We start from the raw sequence: 17809 nt of genomic DNA, 5'->3' as shown, positions 1-17809 counted from the left end.
CATGCCTAACAAATGGCGCCAAGCATTGCGCAACCCACTGGCTTTAAGTGGCTTCATCATTATATTCGGCATTCTTTTGCTCGCGATCCTGGCACCTCTCATCGCGCCATATGACCCCAATGCCATCGACGTCAAGGCCATCCTTCTTCCTCCTTCCCTGCAGCACCCTATGGGAACCGACGGTCTCGGCCGCGACGTATTCTCGCGCATGCTGTTTGGTGCGCGCATTTCCCTGCTGGTGGGCATCGTGGCTGTCGGCATTGCCACCAGTATCGGTATCGTACTAGGCGCCATCTCGGGGTATTACCGTGGCTGGGTCGACGTTGTCATCATGCGCCTGGTCGATGTGATGCTGTCGATTCCTACGTTTTTCCTCATTCTGGCCGTCATTGCCTTTTTGACCCCATCCATCTGGAACATCATGATCGTCATCGGGCTTACCTCCTGGATGGGCGTCACCCGTCTGGTACGCGCCGAATTTCTCAGTTTGCGGGGCCGTGAATTCGTGATGGCATCGGAAACCCTGGGCGCACGCGACTTCCGCATGATATTCATTCATATGCTGCCCAATAGCCTGACGCCCATCATGGTAAGCTTCGTGTTGGGCGTTGCCAGTGCAGTACTCGTTGAATCCGGGCTCAGCTTTCTCGGGCTTGGTGTTCAGGCACCGCAAGCGTCATGGGGCAATATCCTGACCGACGGCAAGGAGTACATTCAGTTTGCTTGGTGGCTCTCGCTGTTTCCTGGCGTTGCCATCCTGCTCACCGTGTTAGGGTATAATCTGCTCGGCGAAGGCCTGCGCGACGTGCTGGACCCTCGCACAACCAATACTCGATAAAAAATCTGATCCGCATGGTGACGGCTTATCCCCGGGATACCCGACACCGTTTGGCATGAAGCCTGCTGCGATCAGTCAATTCAGTTTATTTCTAAGGATGACACATGGGATTTCTAGCCGGAAAACGTGCCTTGATCGTTGGCTTACTCAGCAATCGCTCCATTGCCTATGGCATTGCTGAAGCGATGAAACGGGAAGGCGCTGAACTTGCCTTCACTTACCAGACCGAAAAATTCGAAGAGCGCGTTGGCAAACTGGCCGCAGACTTTGATTCAAAAATCGTGCTGCCCTGTGATGTAGCAGATGATGCTCAGATTGACGCCCTGTTCCCGGCCCTGGCCAAACACTGGGATGGCGTGGATATCATCGTCCACTCCGTTGCATTTGTGCCAAAAGTCGCACTGGATGGCGACTACCTGGAATCGGTCACCCGCGAATACTTCCGCATTGCGCACGACATCAGCTCATACAGCTTCGCCGCACTGGCCAAGGCCGCCATGCCCATGATGGAAGGGCGCAATGCCAGCCTGCTGACCATCAGCTACCTCGGCGCTGAGCGCACCCTGCCCAACTACAACGTCATGGGCGTAGCCAAAGCCAGCCTGGAAGCCAATGTCCGCTACATGGCACAGAGCCTGGGACCCAAAGGTATTCGCGTTAACGCGGTCTCTGCGGGCCCAATCAAAACGTTGGCAGCTTCCGGCATTGCCGGTTTTGACAAAATGATGGGCTTTAACGAGAAGCACGCCCCCCTGCGCCGCAATGTCACCATTGAAGAAGTTGGCAATGCATCCGCATTCCTGTGTAGCGATCTTGCTTCCGGCATCACTGGCGAAATCACTTACGTGGATGGCGGCATGAATATTACAGCCGCCGGCACCATGGACTAAGTCCTTGAACGCTTGATAGTGCAAGAGCTGCAATAAAAACGCCCGGATTCCCGGGCGTTTTTTTCATTTATGTATGGGTGATTCCCACTCAACCAAAAATATATAGCCAACAAAAAAGGCGGGTTACACCGCCTTTTTTGTTATGCCTGATACGACAACACGATCACTATTGGTCGCCAGTTCCGCTACTCAGCAACAAACGGCTATTTACCGTAATCTTGCTCTTCTCTTTCAGGGATTTCACATAAGCAGCAACATACTCAGAAGCCAGAGCCGCTTGCAACTCACGTGCGGATGCCTTATCGGCATCATCATTTGCTGGAGGAGTATTCACACCATTTACCTTGATCAGCAGGTAGCCCTTGTTGCTATCGGCCACACCAGCATAGGCAGGTAGCTTGCTCACATCAATCTTGAACGCATTGTTCATGGCTACATCCGTCAGACCTTGCGCATTGCTACGGTCAATCGTGACAGACGGAATCCAGTCTAACTGGGGTGATTTACCCTGACGCAGATCTGCCAGCGCGGCTTCACCCTTTTTAATCGCCAGCTTCGCAGCCTGTTCCGCCTTCAATACACCCTCAATACCCGACTTCACTTCTTCATAAGAACGGGGAGCAGCTGGCTTGTAATCGACGACACGGGCCGAAATCAGGTTATTGGGAGAAACTTCAACCGCCTCAGTATTACGCTTGTCTTTCAAGACTTCTTCAGCGAATACCATGTTCATCAGCTTGTCGCTCTTGAAGTACTTGGCGCCATCTGCATGACTGATCCAGTCGGTATGCTGCACTTGCAAACCAAACGCGTCAGCGACTGGCTTCAGGCTAGTCGACTGCTCATATACCATGTTGTTGAAACTTTCTGCTTGCTCGGCAAACAACGTGATTGCCTTCTGATAAAGCAACTCAGCCTTGATTTGTGGCTTGGCAGCATCGAAGCCTTGCGATTGACCAGTAATTTCAGTCAACTTGATGATGTGATAACCGAACTCGGATTCCACCAGATTGCTGACTTCGCCAGGTTTCATGGAGAAAACTGCGTCTTCGAACGGCTTCACCATCATTCCACGACCAAAGCTTCCCAAATCCCCACCCTTTTCCGCAGAACCTGGATCTTTGGAATACTTCTTGGCAAGCTCGCCAAACTGGTCAGGATGTTGACGTACTTGCGCTAACACGTCCTCAGCCTGTTTTTTCGCCTGCTGCTTGGCTTCAGGGGTCGCACTCACGCCGAAACTGATCAGGATGTGGCTGGCACGACGCTGTTCGTTACCCTGAAATTTGGCAGCGTTTTCGTCGTAGTATTTTTTGACTTCCTCATCCGACACTTGCACTTTAGGGATAAGGTTATTGGATGAAAACAGGACAAACTCCAGCTTGACCTGCTCCGGCACCTTGAACTTGTCTTTGTGCTGATCATAGTAGGCTTTGATCTGGGCTTCATCGACCTTCACTTGGTCAAGAAAATCAGCCGTCTTTATTTCAGCAATCGTCACCTCACGTTGCTGGTGCTCCGTAGCCAGCGTTTGCTTACTAATTGGTTCTGGCAGGTAAGCCAGAGCAGCCAAGCCCTCTCTCGCTTGCTGCACAAGCAGATCGGTACGCATGGTGGATTCGAATTGAGAAGGTGTCAGCCTGTTGCTGGTCAGCAAGCGGTCATAGGTTTCCTGTGAAAACTTGCCGTTTTCCTGAAATTCGGGAAGCGTAATAATGTGGTCACTCAGAGCAGCGTCGCCAATAGCAAAATGACTCTTGGTCACTGCATTGTTCAAGAGACGGTTGATAATCAAGCGATCAAGAATGGATTGCTTGACGTCTGGCTGTTCCAGTACGGAGGGATCGGTTTTGCCTTCCGCTTGCAATTGATTACGCAAACGCTGCATGGAGTTATTGTATTCCTGAACGGAAATCGACTCGCCATCCACCTTGGCAATCGACACACTGGAACCGGCATCTCTCAGATAAGTATCAATACCGACAATGGCAAACGGGATGGTAACTGCAGCTAGGATAAGTTTTGCAAGCCAACTTTTAGAACGCTCACGAATTGCTTCCAACATAACGATACGCCTTATTCTTCAATGACCTTAAACAGCTGCAAGACATGAGTCTGTCAGCCAATAACTTAATCGGAGAATATACCATACTCGGCATAGCAATGGCGGGTGTTGCCAGCATAGAAAGAGGAGATTATGGGGAGTAATTAAGAATATGCAGAATGCAAAAACAGAGAAGCCCGCGTTTTTAAAAACGCGGGCTCTGGATTCTCTGGCGGAGTGGACGGGGCTCGAACCCGCGACCCCCGGCGTGACAGGCCGGTATTCTAACCAACTGAACTACCACTCCTAAAACTTGCGCAGGAGCATGCCTGTGAGCTTGCTATCGCGAATGCTGATGATTATTGGTGGGTGCTGACGGGGTCGAACCGCCGACATTCGCCTTGTAAGGGCGACGCTCTACCAACTGAGCTAAGCACCCATTTTGCGCTCATCAGCAAAGAACGCTAGTTTACAGCATCCTTCAGGGCTTTGCCAGCTCTAAATTTGGGGGAATTGGCAGCCTTGATCTTGATGGTGGTACCAGTACGAGGGTTGCGGCCATTACGCGCCGCGCGTTTGCCTACATAGAAACTACCGAAGCCGATGAGGGTCACAATGTCCCCTTTTTTCAATGCCTTGGTAACAGCAGCAGTAGTTGCATCCAACGAACGACCTGCCGCAGCTTTGGAGATGCCTGCAGCCTTGGCGATTTCATCAATCAGTTCAGACTTGTTCACGTATAACCCCTTTCGACGATTATTGAATACAGGACCGAATCCCCCTGTGAAATGCTTTATAGCAAGCCGTAAAAGCTTGTGTCAAGCTTTTACGGCATTTGCCTTAGTGGGTAGTGATTGCAGAAACGTCCTTGGCAGGCAACTCGCCCTTGGTATCAGGCAACGCCTCAGGCTCTTCCTTGGGGTGAGGGACACGTTCAAGTGCTAGTTCAAGCACTTGCTCAATCCACTTTACCGGGTGAATTTCAAGACAACTCTTGATGTTCTCGGGTATTTCCACCAGATCCTTCACATTCTGATCAGGGATCAATACCGTTTTGATTCCACCACGGTGCGCCGCTAGCAGCTTTTCCTTCAGACCACCAATCGGCAGTACCTCACCTCGCAAGGTAATTTCACCCGTCATGGCAACATCAGCCCGTACGGGGATGCCTGCCAGGATGGAAACCAGCGCCGTGGTAATGGCAATGCCTGCGCTTGGACCATCCTTAGGGGTTGCCCCCTCAGGCAAGTGAATATGGATGTCATTCTTCTCGTAGAAATCTTCCGATATTCCCAATTGCTTGGCGCGGCTACGCACCACGCTCATGGCAGCCTGAATCGACTCCTGCATGACTTCGCCGAGCTTGCCGGTGGTAGTCACTTTGCCCTTACCTGGCAGCAATACAGACTCAATCGTCAGCAATTCGCCACCAACTTCCGTCCAAGCCAGACCCGTTACCTGCCCTACCTGATTTTCCTTGGCCGCAACACCGTAGTCGTACCGCTGAACCCCGAGATATTTGTCGAGGTTTTTAGTGCTGACCACAACCTTGCGAGGCGTTTTGAGCTTGCGCGACTTGGCGGTCAGCAATTCCTTCACTACCTTGCGGCAGATTTTGGAGATTTCCCTATCCAGACTACGGACACCCGCTTCACGGGTGTAATAGCGCACGACATCGCGAATCACAGCCTCAGGAACACTGATCTCACTGTCTTGCAAACCGTGTGTCTTGATCTGCTTTGGCAGCAAATAACGCATGGCGATATTTACTTTTTCATCTTCGGTATAGCCAGCCAGACGAATGACTTCCATACGGTCCAGCAACGGTGCAGGAATATTGAGCGAATTGGCCGTGGCGACAAACATCACATCTGACAGGTCATATTCGACCTCGACATAGTGATCGACGAAAGTATGGTTCTGCTCAGGGTCCAGCACCTCCAGCAAGGCCGAGGATGGGTCTCCACGGAAATCCTGGCCCATCTTGTCCACTTCATCCAGCAGGAACAAAGGATTCTTGACGCCGACCTTCGCCATGCTCTGCAAAACCTTGCCTGGCATCGAACCGATATAAGTACGGCGATGACCACGAATCTCGGATTCATCACGCACACCACCCAAAGCCATGCGCACAAACTTGCGGTTTACTGCCTTGGCAATGCTTTGCCCCAGCGAAGTCTTACCTACACCAGGAGGCCCTACCAAGCAAAGAATAGGCGCCTTGAGTTTATCCACGCGCTGCTGCACGGCGAGATACTCAACAATCCGCTCTTTAACCTTATCCAAACCATAATGATCTGCATCCAGAATATCTTCTGCGGTGCCAAGATTCTGACTGATCTTGGTTTTCTTCTTCCATGGCAGATTCACCAGGGTTTCGATGTAATTACGAACCACAGTCGCCTCTGCCGACATAGGCGACATCATCTTGAGCTTCTTCAGCTCAGCGTTGGCTTTAGCAGTGGCTTCCTTGGTCATTTTGGCCGCTTTGATGCGGACCTCAAGCTCATCCAGTTCAACGCTCTCATCCTGCTCGCCCAGCTCTTTCTGAATAGCCTTCACCTGCTCATTCAGGTAGTACTCCCGCTGGCTCTTTTCCATCTGGCGTTTCACGCGGCCACGAATACGCTTCTCGACCTGCAGAATGTCAATTTCAGACTCAAGAAGGCTCAGCAAATGTTCAAGACGTGCGGATACGCTGAACATTTCGAGAATGCGCTGCTTTTCTTCAAGCTTGAGGGTGAGATGGGCCGTAATGGTATCTGCCAGACGACCGGCGTCGTCAATGGTTGCCAGTGAAGTCAGAATCTCAGGAGGAATCTTCTTGTTCAGTTTTACGTACTGATCAAATTGGGTAAACACAGTCCGCATCAAAGCCTGGGTTTCGCTGTCATCTTCGGCGTCATTTTCAATGCGCACGGCCTTGGCTGCAAAGCAATCCTGCGTTTCCACAAACTCGGTTACGCGTGCACGATCAACCCCCTCAACCAGCACCTTGACGGTGCCGTCGGGCAGCTTGAGCATCTGCAAAACCGTAGCAATGGTGCCCACTTCGTAAAGATCAGCCGCATCCGGCTCATCCTTATTGGGGGACTTCTGGGCAACCAGCAAAATTTCTTTGTTGTTTTCGGAGGCAAGTTCAAGCGCTCTGACAGACTTGGCCCGACCGACGAACAGCGGGATAACCAGATGAGGATAGACCACCACATCGCGCAGCGGCAGAAGCGGCATCAAACCGGAATCAGCGGAGAAAACTGGCAATTCTTGATCAGTCATTGAGGAAACCTTCAGTGTTGGCCGCGCACAGCAACATACCGTGCGCGTATGTTAGTCAATTGGGGGCGAACACCGGCGCTTCAAGAGCCAGTACGAAAAAAGCATGATGCGAAAGAACGTGAGGTGCGGGAGCAGACAATCGCCTGGCTCCCGCCACCATACCGGCCAGTTAGCTGGCGGATTCTGCAGTCCGAGCTTCCTCGGAGTAAATCATGATGGGAGGATTATTGCCTCGAACGACACCCTCATCGACAACCACTTTGGTGAGGTTGGAAATGGAAGGCAGGTCAAACATGATCTCAAGCAAAGCGTGCTCCATGATGGAGCGCAGGCCACGCGCGCCTGTTTTGCGTTCCAATGCTTTCTTGGAGATCAGGCGCAGAGCAGATTCACGGAACTCGAGTTCCACGCCTTCCATCTTGAACAGCTTGGCATATTGCTTGGTCAGCGCATTCTTGGGCTCAACCAGAATCTTCATCAAGGCGTCTTCGTCCAGCGATTCCAGAGTGGCAATAGCGGGCAAACGGCCAACAAACTCAGGAATCAGACCAAACTTGATCAGATCTTCCGGCTCAACTTCACGCAATACTTCGCCGACTTCGCGCAGATCATCCTTGCTCTTCACTTCAGCGCCGAAACCAATGCCACCCTTTTCCGAGCGACGGCGAATGATCTTGTCCAGACCATCAAATGCGCCACCGCAAATGAACAGGATGTTGGTGGTATCCAGCTGCACAAATTCTTGATTAGGATGCTTGCGACCACCTTGTGGAGGAACTGAAGCAACCGTACCTTCGATCAGCTTGAGCAGGGCTTGTTGCACGCCCTCGCCCGATACATCCCGGGTGATGGAAGGATTGTCGGATTTACGGGAAATCTTGTCGATTTCATCGATATATACGATACCGCGCTGGGCTTTTTCGATGTCGTAGTCGCATTTTTGCAAAAGTTTTTGCATGATGTTTTCAACATCTTCGCCCACATAGCCCGCTTCGGTCAGCGTGGTCGCATCGGCCATGACAAACGGCACATCCAGAAGACGTGCGAGAGTCTGAGCCAGCAAGGTTTTACCCGAGCCTGTTGGGCCAATGACCAGAATGTTACTCTTGGCAATCTCAACCTCATCCTTGTCTTTCGTCGCAGACTGGTCCAGACGCTTGTAGTGGTTGTATACCGCTACTGCCAGGTTTTTCTTGGCCTGGGTTTGACCGATAACGTACTGGTCAAGGATATTGCAGATTTCTTTGGGAGTGGGCAGGTCGCCATTTGGCTTCAGGCTGCTGTCGCCCTGCACTTCTTCACGAATGATGTCATTGCAAAGATCCACGCACTCATCGCAAATGAATACGGATGGACCTGCAATCAGCTTTCTGACTTCGTGCTGGCTTTTACCGCAGAACGAGCAATATAGTAACTTTTCGCCTTCGGCTTCTTTAGTCATGAAACTATCCTAATCTGAAACGCACGACACCATCTTAAGCGGCATCAGTACGACTTGCAATCACCTTGTCGACCAAGCCGTAATTGACCGACTGCTGCGCACTCATGAAATTATCACGATCCGTATCGCGTTCAATCACATCCACTGGCTGACCAGTGTGACTGGCCAGAATCAGGTTGAGCTTTTCACGCAAATAGAGAATCTCTTTGGCGTGAATTTCAATATCGGAAGCCTGACCCTGGAACCCGCCTAATGGTTGGTGAATCATCACGCGCGAGTTAGGCAGGCAAAACCGCTTGTCCTTGGCACCTGCTGTTAACAGCAAAGCCCCCATGCTGGCCGCCTGACCAATACACAAAGTGCTTACATCCGGCTTGATGAACTGCATGGTGTCATAGATTGCCATGCCAGCGGTCACGGAACCGCCAGGGGAATTGATATAGAGCGAGATGTCCTTGTCAGGATTTTCCGCTTCCAGAAACAGCAATTGCGCGACTACCAGGTTGGCAGTCATGTCATTTACCGGACCTACCAGAAAAATCACACGCTCGCGCAACAAGCGGGAGTAGATGTCGTATGCACGCTCACCACGCCCACTTTGCTCGATGACCATGGGGATATACCCCAGGCCTTGCGGTTCCCACTGACTTTGCATGCTCATTAAGCATTCCCCATCAAATCGTCAAATTTAACTTTCTTGTCGCTCACCTTGGCGGACTGCAACACCCAGTTAACCACGTTTTCTTCGGTTGCCAGGGAAGCAGGCTCATCCAGACGCTTAGGATCGTCGTAGTACCAACGAACGACATCTTCAGGACGCTCAAAGCTCTGTGCAAACTGATCCACCATGGCACGCACCTGCTCGGCATTGGCCTGCAATGAATTCTTGTTCACCAACTCAGACAGAATGAGACGCAGGCTTGCGTTGCGCTTGGCTTGCTCCTCAAACATCGCTGGATCAAGAGTAACCGTGCTTACATCCACACCACGTTGTTGCAGATTATTTTGGGTAGCCTGCATGACGCGATTTGTTTCAGCCTCAATAATCGCCTTCGGCAACTCAAGGGCAACATTCTCAACCAAGGCCTGGAACACTTGCTCCTTCACCTTGGCACGCACGCGCTTGGCGACTTCCTGCTCCAGGCTTTGCTTGATTTCAGCTTTCATTTTTTCAACGTCGCCATCTTCCACTCCAAGACCGCGGGCGAAGTCAGCATCCAGTTCAGGCAGCTTGGCTTGTTCAACCGTATTGAACGTCACTTCATAAGTGACCGTCTTGCCAGCCAATTGTTCCGGCTTGTGCTCTGCCGGATAGGCAATATCAAACGTTTTCTGGCTGCCAACCTTGTTCCCGATCAGATTGTCATCGAACTCAGCCACACGACCGCCCTCACCCAGAATCAGATCAAGACCTTGCTCGGAAGTACGCTCAACCTCGTTGCCATCAATCAATGCACGCAGGGCAATATTCACCTTGTCACCCTTTTTGGATGCGCGTTTTACTGGCTCGTAAGTGGCGCGCTGCTTCAGCAGGACATCGGTCGTTTTCTTGACATCAGCCTCGCCGACCTCAAGAACCGGGCGCTCAATCTTGACCTTACTCAGATCGCCAATTTCAAATTCGGGAAACACTTCAAAGGTAGCCACGTACTCAAAATGATCGCCACCTTCGGATTGCTTTGGCTCGATATTAGGGTAGCCAGCAACACGCAGCTTGTTCTCTTGCACGGCTTCAGTAAAGGTACGCTCAACAGCACCTGAGAACACTTCGTCGCGCACCTGAGCACCATATTGCTGATAAACCAGCTTCATGGGGACTTTGCCCGGACGGAACCCTGGCAGCTTGGCAGTTCTAGCCAAACGATTGATCCGCTGAGTCACTTCTTCCTCGATAGGCTTCAGTGGCACCGAAACGGTAATGCGGCGCTCGAGATTGCTGATGGTTTCAACGGTTGCTGCCATGCTGTATTCCTTAAAAGCTAAAGAAGTTGTCTGGTGCGAAAGGAGAGACTCGAACTCTCACGCCTTGCGGCGCTGGAACCTAAATCCAGTGCGTCTACCAATTCCGCCACTTTCGCATGTGTCAAAATGTATGCTTAAATCGTTACAAAACATACACTTATTAGGTAATCTTGGGCTTAACCCCCACCTGTACATCCATGTTACCTGTGTCAAATTTGTGCAGGTGAAAACACAAAATAGACACACTTACTACTTACGATTACCACTGCGTCTCTTATCAAATACTGAGGCTGTCTTAGCGTTTTCCTCGGAGGACAACTTGGCATAGATCAAGGTGGTATTGATGTCCTTGTGCCTCATGTACTCTTGGACTCGCTTCAAGTCCACTCCACTTTGAACCAAGCGACTAGCGCAAGTGTGTCTCATTGTGTGTAGGACTAGCTCGTGGTCATCGGCGTACCCTAGGTGTCGCTTGGCTGTCTGAAAGCGGCTTAATGCTCCCCATCTAGACACCCCCTCGAACGGCGGGACTCCGATTTTATAACGCCGTAGGAATATCTGCAAAGCATATTCTGACAGCGGCTGGTACTCCTCTTCCCCGCTTTTGGTGATTCCCAGGTACAACCTCCGCTCGTTGATATGAACGTCTGTGTCCTTTAGCCTGAGGATTTCAGATACACGGCATCCTGTCTCTAACAATACTTCGATCAGGTCTACCATATCGTGGTCCCCTTGCTTACGAAACCATTCAAGGAAGGGTAACTCTTCATCGTCCTTAAGCCAGCGCATTCTCCCACGCCCGACCTTCAGCAGAGGAACCTTGGGTATCTTCTCAATCACTTCCCAGTCATCCCTAGCCGTTTTCAGGATAGTCGATATGACCGCCATAGAACGATTAATGGTGCCATCGGTATACTCGTCTTCACGCATTTCACCTATCACCTCCCACAAGCGGGCACGGGTAATCTCAGAGAGCTTAGTGCTGCCCTTGAGATACTTCTTGAATCGGTTGTAATTGTGAATGACGCTAAACCAAGAGCGTTGCTTCTCCCACCGCTGGGCCATGACCTTATCGAATGCTGCATCCAGGGTCATATTCCCGCTCTGGTTACGATCAATCCACCGACCCTCCCATAGCTCGGTAGAGATTTTGTCATGTAGCTTCTGTGCCAGAACCTTATCAGCCGTCTTTGATGATTGCCTGAGCTTAGAGCCATCGGGTTTCATCAGGTGAATCTGCCAGATTCCGTTACGTAAGACTAGCATGTGTACCTCCTTCTACTTGCTGTTGAAAAACCTCCTTCTCTCTTGTTGATTGAGTGAAATACAACCTTGTAACTTGCTACCTTCGATTGTATTCAATTTCAAACCCACCAGCGCTACTAGACATCAAAAAAAGGAGGCCCCTCAAGGATTGCTCCGAGAGAGGCCTTAAGATGGCTATGCGCCCTTAGCAGATGCCTTGGCTACCTGATAAGAGGTGTACCCTTGCACTCCTGCCGCGCCGATCTGAAGCCCTGTACCTATAAGGGAGGGGCGCTTGATAGTACAGCAAGTTTCGATCTGATTTGACCAAGCCTGTGGCTTACCAGAAGCTCGGCCACCCTGTGGAGTTGTTCGCCCAAATGCACCAGCACTCTGCCACGGCTGCGAGGGTACTTGTGAAACTCCAGGGTAGTCACCTTGCCATTGGCATCTTGCCGCTCCCATCGCTTGTGAGAACCGCTGGCCAGCCTATGGATGATCTTGGCCCCTTGTACCCACCTGAAGTGCTGCTTGCGCTCAGACTGTGGATCATCGAGAAAGATCAACTCAACAGCAATCCATGCTGCCAACGGCTTTGTAGGGTCAATCCCCGCATCGCGTAGCCTCGCCCATGCTGCCCTTGCTCTCTCCTGTGGGGGGAGCCCACTCAGCCTGAATGCTTCAACATGGCGTCCTGCTGACTTGTACAACCCCTCTATGCCCTTGATTGCGCGATCCACTACTGGATCATCAAGATTGGCCTTGAGCCACCCCATGGCGACTTTACGATAGGGGTCGATCTCCTTGGCGGTATAGCTCTTCTTGATATAGCTTCCATGCCGGGAATAGTGCTCCTGATGCTTGCGGCAATACAAGCGATTCAGGCCACTGTCAGTTCCTGCACTAGCTGAATTTGAGCAGCCCATAATCCTGCAGTAGGCATACATGTGGTTGGGAGTAGATACCTTGTCGAGTAATCTCTGGTTCTTCATCTTGTGTTTAGGCTCCTTATGGGCCCCTCTTAAGGAGAAGCTAAAGCATTCCCTTTACTGTTAGTAATCCATGAATAGAGGGTATTAGATATAGGGTGGTACCTATGATGTAGTACCTACTCAAGCTCAACCATCCCATCTATCCCAGTAACCTCCTTGAAGGACTCAAGCATTATCCCTTTAACTTCCTCAGCCTTCTCCTTAGGCACAATCAAGGCGTCATGCACAGGGAGGGCTACTATTCCATGATCAATACAGTCCAGCAGTGCTTTGACCAGTATTTGGCTTTCCATGAACATGATCCTGAATCCAACGCCAGTCCCAAAAAGGTGAGCTATGGGCTGATGTACCTCAGCAACCTTCTCCATGAGGGTTTGGAATGTTGCCTTTTTATCAAAACCATCCCTTGTTCCCTTAGGAAATCTTGTGGGTACCTTGCCCGAGTAGAGCAGGGCATTGAATACCATCTTGACCGACTTACGGTTCTTTGGCGTTGAGTACCACGGTATGGCATAGGCATCATCAGATGGAGGTGTAGCACCTGCCAGTGAGTACGCAATCATGGGGCCAGCCTGAGAGAAATCTAAGGTAACTATTGGGCTACCGTTGATGAAGAGGTTTCCTTTCCGTTGCTGCTTGCTCATCCCCTGCCAGAAGCCACCAAAGAGCCTTCCACCTTGCTCAAATGACCCGTTATTGAATATCCGTCTGAGAAGCCGGTCTGATACATCGATGACGCTATCATCAAAAAGATCGCAGTGCAGATCAGCATCTGCCAGCCATTGGTTGATCCTGAGCATGTGGTCCCGATACTCAACTGTGGTACGGTCATCCTGATAATCCACCCACTCCCCCTTGTCCCAGTGAGCCCCCTTGGACTGCTTGAGTATGATAGTCTCTTGATGGATGTCTACAGACAGATCGCCCAGTTCAATCTCTGCAGCTTTGATACGCGAAAGTAATCGCGGACCTGGGAGTATTGTTGTTTGCTTGCCCTCACCAAAGTGTCCTCTGCGCCCCTTTTCCAAATGCACAAACCCCATCTCCGGGCTTGCCATGCATTGCAAAACATCAGGAAGGGTCTTGCTGAAGGAGTATGCGTGATAACGCTTGATCCGGCCTTGGGTACGCTTGGATAGCGAAATGTGGATCATCCTTTCAGGGGCTGACAGATGGATGTGTACAAGATCGCACACCAGGCTTGTTACAAGCGCTTCAAAGGATTGCTGATCAGCAGCTTTTCTTTTCCTCTTCCGCAGCCCCAAGTGAGACTCGTATTCCATTAGTTGACTGAGTACATCCCTTACCAGTGACTTGGCACTATCTGTACTGGGTAGTCTGTAGGGATTGAAGAGGCGATCCTTGGGTATGTTGTGTTGTTGTGTATCTAGTGAACTGCTCATAAAAACGCTTCGTTATTGTTGTACATAGCCACCCCTAATACCGCCAGACAAATACACGCTCAGGGACGCATTCGTCCTAACATCCTGGGACGGGCCGGATGACTCAGTCCATCCCGTTTGTCGCAAGCTTTTGCGCCAAGTCGGAAGGGTCAATCGAAACGTAGCGTTGTAACATGTTGGCCGTGGCATGACCAGAGATTGCTCGGAGTCCCAGTAAAGATTCAGGGCTAGTATTTCCCCTCGCCTTGCAGCAGTCTCTAACGCAAAAAGTACTACAGGTTGAATCCAAGAGTTACGGCACTGACCCACGCCCTTACAGAGCTAGGAATAATGCGTTATAGCTCGATTGCAGAAGCCTTGAGCCAGCGCCTAAAGGTCAGATCGCCCCATCCCGGATACTGATCACACTTGCCCTGCTGATTCCATAATCCCTTGCGACTGCCGACACTGAGTCATTCCTAGAGAGTCGCTCCAAGATTTCCATGCGCTGGTCTGCGTTGGTCTTAGAAGGCCTACCCTTGGTTTTCCCCTCAGCCCAAGCCCTTGCCTGTCCGGCCTTGGTACGTTCAACAATGAGAGTACGCTCCATCTCTGCAACCGCCGATAACATGGTCAGCATTAGCTTTCCAGCGGGTGAGGTCAGATCGGTATTGCCAAGTTGGAGTACCACCACCCTAGCCCCCATATCTTGCAGGTGCCTCACAGTCTGGAGTACATCAACAGAGTCGCGCCCCAAGCGATCAATCTTAGAGACTACCAAGGTCTCCGCTTTGCGTATCTTATGGAGCATCTTGGCGAACTGAGGACGCTCAAGAGCCGGAGTCTTGCCGCTAACTCCTTCGTCAGCAAACCAGTATTCAGGCTCAATGGGGTACCCTGCACTGCGTATCTCAAGTAACTGATTGTCTGCTGTCTGTTCATCGGTACTGACGCGCCCGTATGCAAATACTGTGGAGGTCATTGATTGGCCTTGAAGTGTTAGAAAGTGATGTTAGTATATCAATACCTGTTGGAAATTGAAATACATACTTTCTAACATAGCACGATTGACGATTGGGAGGGGTGTTGGAAACCGGTCACTTACTGACGCTCTGTAGATAAAGGCACTCAAACGCAAAGCTTGGAATTAGCTAACAGATTAGCCAAAACAACCCAGATGCCGAAGTTTGGAAATAATTAGGTCACCATATCCGCTTAAGATAGTCCCCGCTACGACATACCCAAATCCCCATTTTCCGTACCAAAGATCGGTATCAATATAAACATTAACTCCGCCAGAACTCATAGGGATTGATCGAATGGTACCCTTAGAATCTTTGAAACTTACATAGGCCCCAACTACTATCATGACCGTACCGGCTCGCTGTGTTAACTGAAGCGCCCCTCCCGACAGGTCTGCAAAAATCGCGTATAGCACCAACAGAGTAGCAACTATTAATGGCAAGGTTATGTGGCAAAACAGAGACCATGCTGACTCTTCAACGACTACCCCTTCAATTTTCTCTTCCATTTCATTCCTTTCATCAGTCTTGCTCTTAATATCGGGCCCCAAAGGGAAATCAGCATGGCCTGAAGGACGACGAACAACGAGTGGTTAGATTCATCCTTAGGGGCTACTTCATAGAGTTATAGGAAAAGGTGAATATCTCACCGGCAATCACTAGGATCATAAACGCTATCACCATCCAGTACTTCGCAATTACCTCTTTTAGGCCACGCTTAAGTTCATTCCCGCCCCGCTTCTTAGCCTCACTGTAAGCTACGATTCCTTGCCTGATAGTTAACAATCCGATAGCAGCAAGCCAAAAATAATATCCAGCCTCATACGATTGCAGAGGAGCATTGCCTACTCCCTCATTCAAATAGGTTTCGGTAGCAAACAGGAATGAAAGGGCAATTCCAAATCCACTCACTGCCCACAGCAGGGCGTAGGTTATATTCTTAGTTTTAAGCGCCATGAGGTAACACAAATTGGCATACCATGTGAACTCGCCTGAGAAAGGGCCGAGCCAACCAATCAATAGCGCGTTGTAACCATACATGACCGAGGCCCCCTCTTTAATCCCTCCTACCGTGTATGCTGGTAGAAACAAGGATGTAAGGAATAGCAAATTACAAATCAGAACAAGAAGGGATGTTTCCGAATAACGCTGCATCGTTGACGCCTTGATTATTGTTATATATTTCAGTCATTATGCCTGAACTGACGCTGGTTCGAATCCCGCCCCTGCCGCCACTACAATACCTGTATCGGTTCGACCCCGGCTCCGGGCACCGACCACAAGTGAACATGATGCCTACCCTCATAGATCAACCCTGAGATTGCAAGGGGGCCACGGGGGGATGCATAGGCGCGATCACTACCGTGTAGTGGTTTCACATTTTTTCTGAAATATTTCCCTAATGAAATGTTCAAACTGACGTAAAGGACTGAGCGTAAACAGTCATTTGGAAATGACCCTACCCTAGGAGATTCAGATGGCTGATATTATCAAAGCAGTTCACAAGGATGGCTCTAAGGATGTTGTGGATAGCGCTCTGTCTACATATAAGACCGAAGGCGTTATTGAAGAAGCTGGACTCATTAAGCAACTAGCTCGCGCACTGATTGAGCGAGTGCTTGAGAGTGAGATGACGGAGAACAACATACCCGTAAAAAACTCTACCCTGTCTACATCCGTCTCTCATGGGAATGGCTTTACCCAAAACTCTCAAAGAATGATTAAAGGTCAACCCTCGCATGACCTAGAAATCCCCCTCGACTCGCAGCTTATAACTCCTTCCAAAAGCAACACAACCAACTACGATGACCAGATCATCGCCTTATACGCACGTGGGATGACCGTCAGACAAATTCAAAGTTATCTTGAAGATACGCATGGGTTTGAAGTCTCCACATCCACAATCTCCACAGTAACCGATCGGGTAAATGATGATCTGAAGGCATGGCAACACAGACCGCTGGATGAGGTCTATCCGGTTGTCTACCTGGACTGCTTACATGTAAAAGTTCGAGACACTGGTGCAGTAAGGCCTAAAGCGGTCTACTTAGCAATAGGCATCAACATGGAAGGGGAAAAGGAGGTTTTGGGTATCTGGATTTCTCAAAACGAAGGTGCCAAATTCTGGCTACAAGTCGTTACTGAGTTGAAGAACAGAGGGGTGCAAGATATTTTCATTGCTTGCGTGGATGGCTTGAAGGGATTCCCCGAAGCAATTGAAGCAGTTTTTCCACAGACTTCCGTCCAGTTATGTATTGTACACATGGTGCGCTACAGCATGAATTACGTGCATTGGAAGCTTCGCAGAGAAGTCGCAGCAGACTTAAAACGCATATACCAATCAGCAACGATTGCTGAGGCTGAGGAGTGGTTGACTGCATTTGAGAAAAAATGGGACGCGTTCTACCCTCCTATCGCGCAATCTTGGAGGCGGAACTGGTACAGAATTACACCCTTTTTTGATTATCCTCCCGAGATTAGGCGCGTCATCTATACAACCAATGCTATCGAATCGGTGAATATGAGCTTAAGGAGAATCATCAAGCACCGTGGCTCCTTCCCCAACGATGAATCGTTAATCAAACTGTTCTATCTCGCTTTGAATAACATCAGTCAAAACTGGAACTTACCCTTGCGCGATTGGAAAAGTGCCTTGAATCGATTCAGCATCCAGTTTGAAACCCGAATGCCTCATTTTTGACCTTCAATGATGAGGT

The 17809-nt window shown here is 50.2% G+C and carries 15 protein-coding genes and 3 tRNA genes; 3 read left to right on the top strand and 15 right to left on the bottom strand.

Annotation, left to right across the window (positions count from 1 at the left end):
- The first annotated feature begins 1 nt into the window (after window position 1).
- Both LG203_RS03300 and LG203_RS03295 read left to right on the top strand, forming a co-directional pair.
- A complete protein-coding gene (locus LG203_RS03300) occupies window positions 2-838 on the top strand; it encodes an ABC transporter permease (protein WP_230344477.1) in 837 nt (278 codons plus the stop codon).
- A gap of 104 nt (window positions 839-942) precedes the next feature.
- Window positions 943-1728 carry an enoyl-ACP reductase FabI gene (locus LG203_RS03295; protein ID WP_013442312.1) on the top strand — a complete coding sequence of 262 codons (786 nt, stop codon included), beginning with the start codon at window positions 943-945 and terminating at the stop codon, window positions 1726-1728.
- 166 nt (window positions 1729-1894) lie between these two features.
- On the opposite strand, the gene LG203_RS03290 is transcribed toward LG203_RS03295, so the two are convergent.
- The 15 genes from LG203_RS03290 to LG203_RS03220 form a co-directional block, all read right to left on the bottom strand.
- On the bottom strand, window positions 1895-3793 hold the full coding sequence (locus LG203_RS03290) for a SurA N-terminal domain-containing protein (RefSeq protein ID WP_230344476.1): 1899 nt from the start codon (window positions 3791-3793) through the stop codon (window positions 1895-1897).
- Between the two features lie 209 nt (window positions 3794-4002).
- Window positions 4003-4079, bottom strand: a tRNA-Asp gene (locus tag LG203_RS03285).
- A 56-nt stretch (window positions 4080-4135) separates the two neighbouring features.
- A tRNA-Val gene (locus LG203_RS03280) sits at window positions 4136-4211 on the bottom strand.
- 25 nt (window positions 4212-4236) lie between these two features.
- The gene (locus tag LG203_RS03275) at window positions 4237-4509 is read right to left on the bottom strand and encodes an HU family DNA-binding protein (protein ID WP_013442314.1); all 273 of its coding nucleotides are present in this window, start codon (window positions 4507-4509) and stop codon (window positions 4237-4239) included.
- A 103-nt stretch (window positions 4510-4612) separates the two neighbouring features.
- Entirely contained in the window at window positions 4613-7048 is a 2436-nt protein-coding gene (gene lon / locus LG203_RS03270; RefSeq protein WP_230344475.1) for an endopeptidase La, read from the bottom strand.
- A gap of 169 nt (window positions 7049-7217) precedes the next feature.
- On the bottom strand, window positions 7218-8489 hold the full coding sequence (gene clpX, locus LG203_RS03265) for an ATP-dependent Clp protease ATP-binding subunit ClpX (protein ID WP_015830147.1): 1272 nt from the start codon (window positions 8487-8489) through the stop codon (window positions 7218-7220).
- A 34-nt stretch (window positions 8490-8523) separates the two neighbouring features.
- Window positions 8524-9150, bottom strand: coding sequence for an ATP-dependent Clp endopeptidase proteolytic subunit ClpP (gene clpP, locus LG203_RS03260; protein ID WP_013442317.1), 627 nt, complete (start codon window positions 9148-9150; stop codon window positions 8524-8526).
- The gene (gene tig, locus LG203_RS03255) at window positions 9150-10451 is read right to left on the bottom strand and encodes a trigger factor (RefSeq protein ID WP_230344474.1); all 1302 of its coding nucleotides are present in this window, start codon (window positions 10449-10451) and stop codon (window positions 9150-9152) included. The genes clpP and tig overlap by 1 nt, the downstream gene beginning before the upstream one ends.
- Window positions 10452-10482: 31 nt before the next feature.
- Window positions 10483-10567, bottom strand: a tRNA-Leu gene (locus LG203_RS03250).
- Window positions 10568-10700: 133 nt separating this feature from the next.
- A complete protein-coding gene (locus tag LG203_RS03245) occupies window positions 10701-11717 on the bottom strand; it encodes a tyrosine-type recombinase/integrase (RefSeq protein WP_230344473.1) in 1017 nt (338 codons plus the stop codon).
- A gap of 257 nt (window positions 11718-11974) precedes the next feature.
- Entirely contained in the window at window positions 11975-12688 is a 714-nt protein-coding gene (locus tag LG203_RS03240) for a hypothetical protein (RefSeq protein ID WP_230344472.1), read from the bottom strand.
- 116 nt (window positions 12689-12804) lie between these two features.
- A complete protein-coding gene (locus LG203_RS03235; RefSeq protein ID WP_230344471.1) occupies window positions 12805-14091 on the bottom strand; it encodes a hypothetical protein in 1287 nt (428 codons plus the stop codon).
- Between the two features lie 376 nt (window positions 14092-14467).
- Window positions 14468-15052: a recombinase family protein gene (locus LG203_RS03230; protein ID WP_230344470.1), complete on the bottom strand. Its 585-nt coding sequence runs from the start codon at window positions 15050-15052 to the stop codon at window positions 14468-14470.
- A gap of 177 nt (window positions 15053-15229) precedes the next feature.
- Window positions 15230-15601, bottom strand: a complete 372-nt coding sequence (locus LG203_RS03225) for a hypothetical protein (protein WP_230344469.1) — start codon at window positions 15599-15601, stop codon at window positions 15230-15232.
- 103 nt (window positions 15602-15704) lie between these two features.
- Window positions 15705-16247, bottom strand: a complete 543-nt coding sequence (locus tag LG203_RS03220) for a hypothetical protein (RefSeq protein WP_230344468.1) — start codon at window positions 16245-16247, stop codon at window positions 15705-15707.
- A 322-nt stretch (window positions 16248-16569) separates the two neighbouring features.
- Between LG203_RS03220 and LG203_RS03215 the strand changes: the two genes are divergently transcribed.
- Window positions 16570-17793, top strand: coding sequence for an IS256 family transposase (locus LG203_RS03215; protein ID WP_230344467.1), 1224 nt, complete (start codon window positions 16570-16572; stop codon window positions 17791-17793).
- The last annotated feature ends 16 nt before the right edge of the window (window positions 17794-17809 follow it).

The organism is Methylovorus mays (genome assembly GCF_020531915.1).
Classification (GTDB): Bacteria; Pseudomonadota; Gammaproteobacteria; order Burkholderiales; family Methylophilaceae; genus Methylovorus; species Methylovorus mays.
The sequence above is the reverse complement of the archived record's forward strand: the minus strand, read 5'-3'. Positions and strand labels throughout refer to the sequence as shown.

Excerpts from the sequence above, each read along its gene's own strand:
- LG203_RS03300 (WP_230344477.1), top strand. The coding sequence starts at position 2 with ATGCCTAACAAATGGCGCCAAGCATTGCGCAACCCACTGGCTTTAAGT.
- LG203_RS03295 (WP_013442312.1), top strand. The coding sequence starts at position 943 with ATGGGATTTCTAGCCGGAAAACGTGCCTTGATCGTTGGCTTACTCAGC.
- LG203_RS03290 (WP_230344476.1), bottom strand. The coding sequence starts at position 3,793 with ATGTTGGAAGCAATTCGTGAGCGTTCTAAAAGTTGGCTTGCAAAACTT.
- lon (WP_230344475.1), bottom strand. The coding sequence starts at position 7,048 with ATGACTGATCAAGAATTGCCAGTTTTCTCCGCTGATTCCGGTTTGATG.
- clpX (WP_015830147.1), bottom strand. The coding sequence starts at position 8,489 with ATGACTAAAGAAGCCGAAGGCGAAAAGTTACTATATTGCTCGTTCTGC.
- clpP (WP_013442317.1), bottom strand. The coding sequence starts at position 9,150 with ATGAGCATGCAAAGTCAGTGGGAACCGCAAGGCCTGGGGTATATCCCC.
- tig (WP_230344474.1), bottom strand. The coding sequence starts at position 10,451 with ATGGCAGCAACCGTTGAAACCATCAGCAATCTCGAGCGCCGCATTACC.
- LG203_RS03245 (WP_230344473.1), bottom strand. The coding sequence starts at position 11,717 with ATGCTAGTCTTACGTAACGGAATCTGGCAGATTCACCTGATGAAACCC.
- LG203_RS03240 (WP_230344472.1), bottom strand. The coding sequence starts at position 12,688 with ATGAAGAACCAGAGATTACTCGACAAGGTATCTACTCCCAACCACATG.
- LG203_RS03235 (WP_230344471.1), bottom strand. The coding sequence starts at position 14,091 with ATGAGCAGTTCACTAGATACACAACAACACAACATACCCAAGGATCGC.
- LG203_RS03230 (WP_230344470.1), bottom strand. The coding sequence starts at position 15,052 with ATGACCTCCACAGTATTTGCATACGGGCGCGTCAGTACCGATGAACAG.
- LG203_RS03225 (WP_230344469.1), bottom strand. The coding sequence starts at position 15,601 with ATGGAAGAGAAAATTGAAGGGGTAGTCGTTGAAGAGTCAGCATGGTCT.
- LG203_RS03220 (WP_230344468.1), bottom strand. The coding sequence starts at position 16,247 with ATGCAGCGTTATTCGGAAACATCCCTTCTTGTTCTGATTTGTAATTTG.
- LG203_RS03215 (WP_230344467.1), top strand. The coding sequence starts at position 16,570 with ATGGCTGATATTATCAAAGCAGTTCACAAGGATGGCTCTAAGGATGTT.